This is a genomic window from uncultured Sphingomonas sp. (assembly GCF_946477935.1).
Classification (GTDB): Bacteria; Pseudomonadota; Alphaproteobacteria; order Sphingomonadales; family Sphingomonadaceae; genus Sphingomonas.
Window position 1 is genome coordinate 1 of record NZ_CAMLAC010000252.1, and the last position, 4907, is coordinate 4907.

The following is a 4907-nucleotide window of genomic DNA, read 5'->3' on the forward strand; positions in this document are numbered from 1 at the left end:
ATACCACCCGCAGCGCCGCCGACGATCAGTCCGGTAGTGCCATCCGACCGGCGGCAATAATAACGGCCATCGGTACCGGCGTAGACGCGTTCATTGGTGGATAGCGTCCGTTCACGGTAATCGCCGCTGCGATAATCGGGCGCCGGATCGTAGAAGGGCTCGTTCTCGTCATAGCCATCGGCGGGAACGGCCGGTGCGGCGCGGTAGCCTCCTGGCCCTGCCTGCGGTCCATATCGCCCGTCGTCGCGGGCGCCGGGAAATTCCCGGTAATCATCGCCTGTGCGGCGCGATTGATACAGGTCCACCTCCTGCCGGTAGCGCTGATACTCCCGGTCGAAGCGCTCCTGGGCGGCGCGGAAACGCGCTTCATCGGAGGCGCTTTGAGCGGTGGCCGGTGCTGCAGCAGCGACCAGGGTGATGGCGAGCAGGAGCGAGGTCTTCATGGATGCGGTCCTCTGGCGCCCGAGGGCCGGGCGACCAGAGGGATACGGACAGCCGCCGATACTGTTCCTGAACGACTTCAGCCAAGCGTGACGAAGCTGTCCATCACCCGCTTGCGTCCGGCCTGTTCGAAGTCGATCTCCAGCTTGTTGCCCTCGATCGCGGCGATCGCGCCATAACCGAACTTCTGGTGGAAGACGCGCTGACCCAGGGAAAGATCGCCACGGCCCTTGTTGCCGAGGCTGACGGCGCTGGCGCGCGCCTCCACGATGCGCTGCGGCTTGGTGGAAAAGGTCGAGTTGGTGGCGGCGGCGCGCTGCCAGCCGGGGCCACGCCCGGTGCCGCGCGAAACGTCGGCGAAGGGATCGGCATGTTCGGTCCAGTTGGCGCGCCACAGGCTTTCGCCGCCCGACATCGTCGTTTCCGCCTCGATATGTTCGGGCGGCAGCTCGGCCACGAAACGGCTGGGCAGGCTGGACGTCCATTGGCCATAGATGCGCCGGTTGGCCGCGTGCAGGATCGTCGCCCGCCGGCGCGCGCGCGTGATACCGACATAGGCGAGACGGCGCTCCTCCTCCAGGCTGCGGGTACCGCCCTCATCGAGTGCGCGCTGCGAAGGAAACAGGCCTTCCTCCCAGCCCGCCAGGAACACGGTATCGAATTCCAGGCCCTTGGCGGCGTGCATCGTCATGATCGTGATCTGCGGCTCGCGTGCGGCCCCTTCGGTATCCATGACGAGGCTGACGTGATCGAGAAACGCACCGAGCGATTCGTAATCCTCCATCGCACGGACCAGTTCGGACAGGTTCTCCAGCCGGCCGGCGGCTTCGGCCGATTTCTCGGCCTGCCACATCGCGGTGTAGCCGCTTTCATCAAGTAATTGGCGCGCCAGTTCCGCATGCGGCAGGTCGCGCGCCATGTCGCGCCAGCGGGCGATATCGCCGACGAGATTGCCGAGCGACCGGCGTGCCTGCGGGGTCAGCTCGTCGGTGTCGAGGATGCGTGCGGACGCGATGGTGAGCGGCACGCGCTCGGCTCGGGCGAGCTGGTGGATCTTGGCCAGCGCCTTGTCGCCGAGCCCGCGCTTGGGAACGTTGACGATCCGCTCGAATGCCAGGTCGTCGGCAGGCTGGTTGACGACGCGCAGATAGGCGAGCGCGTCGCGGATTTCGGCGCGTTCGTAGAAGCGCAGGCCCCCGACGATGCGATACGGCAGGCCGATCGCGATAAAGCGATCCTCGAATTCACGGGTCTGGTGCTGGGCACGGACCAGGATGGCGACGTCGTCGAGCGACGTACCGTTACGGCGTGCGGCTTCGATCTCTTCGCCGACCCGGCGTGCCTCCTCAGGCCCGTCCCACACGCCCAGAACGCGCACCTTTTCCCCGACATCGAGTTCGGTCCACAGCGTCTTGCCGAGGCGTCCGCCATTATTGGCGATCACGCCGGAAGCGGCGCCGAGAATATGGGGAGTGGAGCGGTAATTCTGTTCCAGACGGATGACCTTCGCGCCGGGAAAGTCCTTCTCGAACTTCAGGATGTTTTCGACCTGGGCACCGCGCCAGGAATAGATGGACTGGTCGTCGTCGCCCACGCAGGCGATGTTGCGGCGCGCCTGTGCCAAGAGCCGCAGCCAGAGATACTGAACACTGTTGGTGTCCTGATACTCGTCCACCATGATATAGCGGAAACGCTGCTGATAGGCCTCCAACACCTCGCGGTTGGTGCGCAGGACCGTCAGCATGTGCAGCAGCAGATCGCCGAAATCGCAGGCATTCACCGCACGCAGGCGTGTCTGATACTGTTCATAAAGCTCTCCGCCGCGGCCATTGGCGTAGCGCTCGCTTTCCCCCGCATCGACGTCGCCTGGAGTCAGGCCCTTGTTCTTCCATTCGTCGATCAACCCGGCGAGGCTGCGCGCGGGGAACCGCTTCTCGTCGATATCGGCCGCGATGATGAGCTGTTTCAGCAGGCGCAACTGGTCGTCGGTGTCGAGAATGGTGAAGTTCGACTGGAGCCCGACCAGTTCGGCATGGCGACGCAGCATCTTTGCGCCGATCGCGTGAAAGGTGCCGAGCCACGGCATTCCTTCCACCGCTTCACCGACCAGGCGACCGACACGCTCGCGCATCTCACGCGCCGCCCGGTTGGTGAAGGTGACAGCCAGGATTTCCGATGGCCAGGCCTTGCGCGTGTAGAGCAGGTGGGCCAGGCGCGCCGTCAGCGCCGCAGTCTTGCCGGTGCCGGCGCCCGCCAGCATCAGCACGGGACCATCGGTGGTCAGCACCGCCTCGCGCTGCTGATCGTTCAGGGTGCGCAGATAAGGCGGATCGGCGGGCGTCGGCTGGGGGAGACTCATCGGCGAACAGGTAGGGAACGACGCGCCAGGGGGCAAGCGTGACCAGTATGTTGAAGCCCGACGCCTGATCGCAGCGGATGCGCGTCAAGGCGCGTCGTCGACGTCGGTCATGTCGACGAGCCGGTACGAAGGCCGGAAAGGCGCGAAGAATCACGCCGGCAAACAGGCAGGCATGGCGTACCAGATCGAGACGCGCTCCTAACGCATGTCATCATCCTGTCATTCAAGGGGCGCACGCCGCACGCCATGACAAGCATTGCGCTGGATCGTGGCGAAGCGCCTGCGGCTACCCTCGTCGGGCCGCGGCTGGATGGCGGACTGCACCCGGCAGGACGCTGGGCTTTTCTGGCGCTGCTGATCGGCGGGCTGGCCTATGCGGGGGTGAGCGTGGCGGCCGATACCGCCGAGGTGGGCGCGCCACTGGCCGGTGGAGTGTTCCTGTTCCTCGGGCTGGCATTGCTGATCGCGCTGGGCTTCGAGTTCGTGAATGGCTTTCACGACACCGCCAATGCCGTGGCGACCGTGATCTACACGCATGCATTGCCGGCACCCGTGGCGGTGGTGTGGTCGGGCGTGTTCAACTTCCTGGGGGTGATGGCATCAAGCGGCGCGGTCGCCTATTCGATCATCACCCTGCTACCGATCGACCTGATCCTGCACGTTGGATCGCTCGGCGGGTTTGCGATGATCTTCGCGCTGCTGCTGGCAGCGGTGTTGTGGAACCTGGCGACCTGGTTCGTCGGGCTGCCGAACTCGTCTAGCCATGCATTGATCGGGTCGATCCTGGGCGTCGGGCTGGCGCATCAGTGGCTGACCGCCGTACCTGGATCGGGGGTGGACGGGGCGCAGGTTCGCAAGGTGCTGTCGGCATTGCTGTTCAGTCCGGTGATCGGGTTCGTCGGCGCGATGCTTTTGCTGCTGGTGATGAAGCGCTTCCTGAAGAACCCGGTGCTCTACCGCGAACCGGCGGGGCAGACGCCACCGCCCAGAGGCATCCGTGCGCTGTTGATCTTTACGTGCAGCGCGGTCAGCTTCGCGCATGGCGGCAATGACGGTCAGAAAGGCATGGGTCTGATCATGCTGATCCTGATCGGCTGTGCGCCGACCGCCTATGCGCTCAATCGAACGATGCCGGAAAGCGCCACGCCGGCCTTTGTAGCGACGGCGCAGGCCGCGGCCGCTGCGTATGCCGACAAGGCAGGTACCCCGTTGCCGACTGTGCCGGCCGCACGGGAGACGGTGACCGAAGCACTGCGCCTGAAACATGTGGCAACGCCCTCCGTCTACGCCGGGCTAGCGACGTTATCGCGCGACGTCGCCGCCCGGATCGACGGTTACGGCGCGTTGAGCAAGGTGCCGGCGGCGGCGGTGCCGAACCTGCGTAACGACATGTATCTGGTGTTCGACGCGACCAAGCTGGTGGTAGCCGATCCGGCCACGCAGGCGCGGTTTACTGCGGCGGAAGTGGCGACGCTGAAATCCTATGACGAGGGGCTGGAGCGTGGCACCCGCTACATCCCGTTCTGGGTAAAGGTGACGGTCGCCCTTGCATTGGGGCTGGGCACGATGGTCGGCTGGCGCCGGATCGTGGTGACGGTGGGCGAAAAGATCGGCAAGACGCACCTGACCTATGGCATGGGTGCGGCGGCGGAGCTGATGGCGGCCTCCACCATCCTGCTGGCGGAACGGTTCGGTGCGCCGGTGTCCACGACGCATATCCTATCCTCCGGTGTGGCGGGCGCATCGGTGGCGAACGGCGCCGGGCTGCAGCGGCGGACGATCCGCAACATGGCCCTGGCATGGCTGATGACGCTGCCCGCGGCCATGCTGCTGTCAGGCCTGCTCTACTGGCTGTTGCTGGGCTTCGTACGACTGCTCGGAGGCGCGTGAACGTTTGCATCGCGGCCGGACTGGGCTAGTCCCGGGGACATGCCTAGCCCTGCCGTTCCGACCTCGCATATCCCGGCCTCTCACCGGCGCATCCTGCTCGCCAGCCTGACGGGGACGGCGGTCGAGTTTTACGATTTCTATATCTACGCGACGGCAGCCGCGCTGGTGTTCGGACCGCTATTCTTCCCGGCCTCGTCCCCCGCGGCACAATTGATGC

The 4907-nt window shown here is 65.5% G+C and carries 3 protein-coding genes; 1 reads left to right on the forward strand and 2 read right to left on the reverse strand.

Translation table 11 applies throughout. The features are described 5' to 3' along the window. Both Q0U08_RS17745 and Q0U08_RS17750 read right to left on the reverse strand, forming a co-directional pair. A partial coding sequence (locus Q0U08_RS17745) for a hypothetical protein (RefSeq protein ID WP_298092968.1) occupies window positions 1–443 on the reverse strand: 443 nt, incomplete at its 3' end. A gap of 77 nt (window positions 444–520) precedes the next feature. Further along, on the reverse strand, window positions 521–2800 hold the full coding sequence (locus Q0U08_RS17750; protein ID WP_298092969.1) for an ATP-dependent helicase: 2280 nt from the start codon (window positions 2798–2800) through the stop codon (window positions 521–523). Window positions 2801–3046: 246 nt separating this feature from the next. On the opposite strand from Q0U08_RS17750, the gene Q0U08_RS17755 reads away from it, so the two are divergent. After that, a complete protein-coding gene (locus tag Q0U08_RS17755) occupies window positions 3047–4690 on the forward strand; it encodes an inorganic phosphate transporter (protein ID WP_298092970.1) in 1644 nt (547 codons plus the stop codon). Window positions 4691–4907: the final 217 nt, after the last annotated feature.

Coding starts and splice junctions, on each gene's coding strand:
- Q0U08_RS17750 (WP_298092969.1), bottom strand. CDS start 2,800: ATGAGTCTCCCCCAGCCGACGCCCGCCGATCCGCCTTATCTGCGCACC.
- Q0U08_RS17755 (WP_298092970.1), top strand. CDS start 3,047: ATGACAAGCATTGCGCTGGATCGTGGCGAAGCGCCTGCGGCTACCCTC.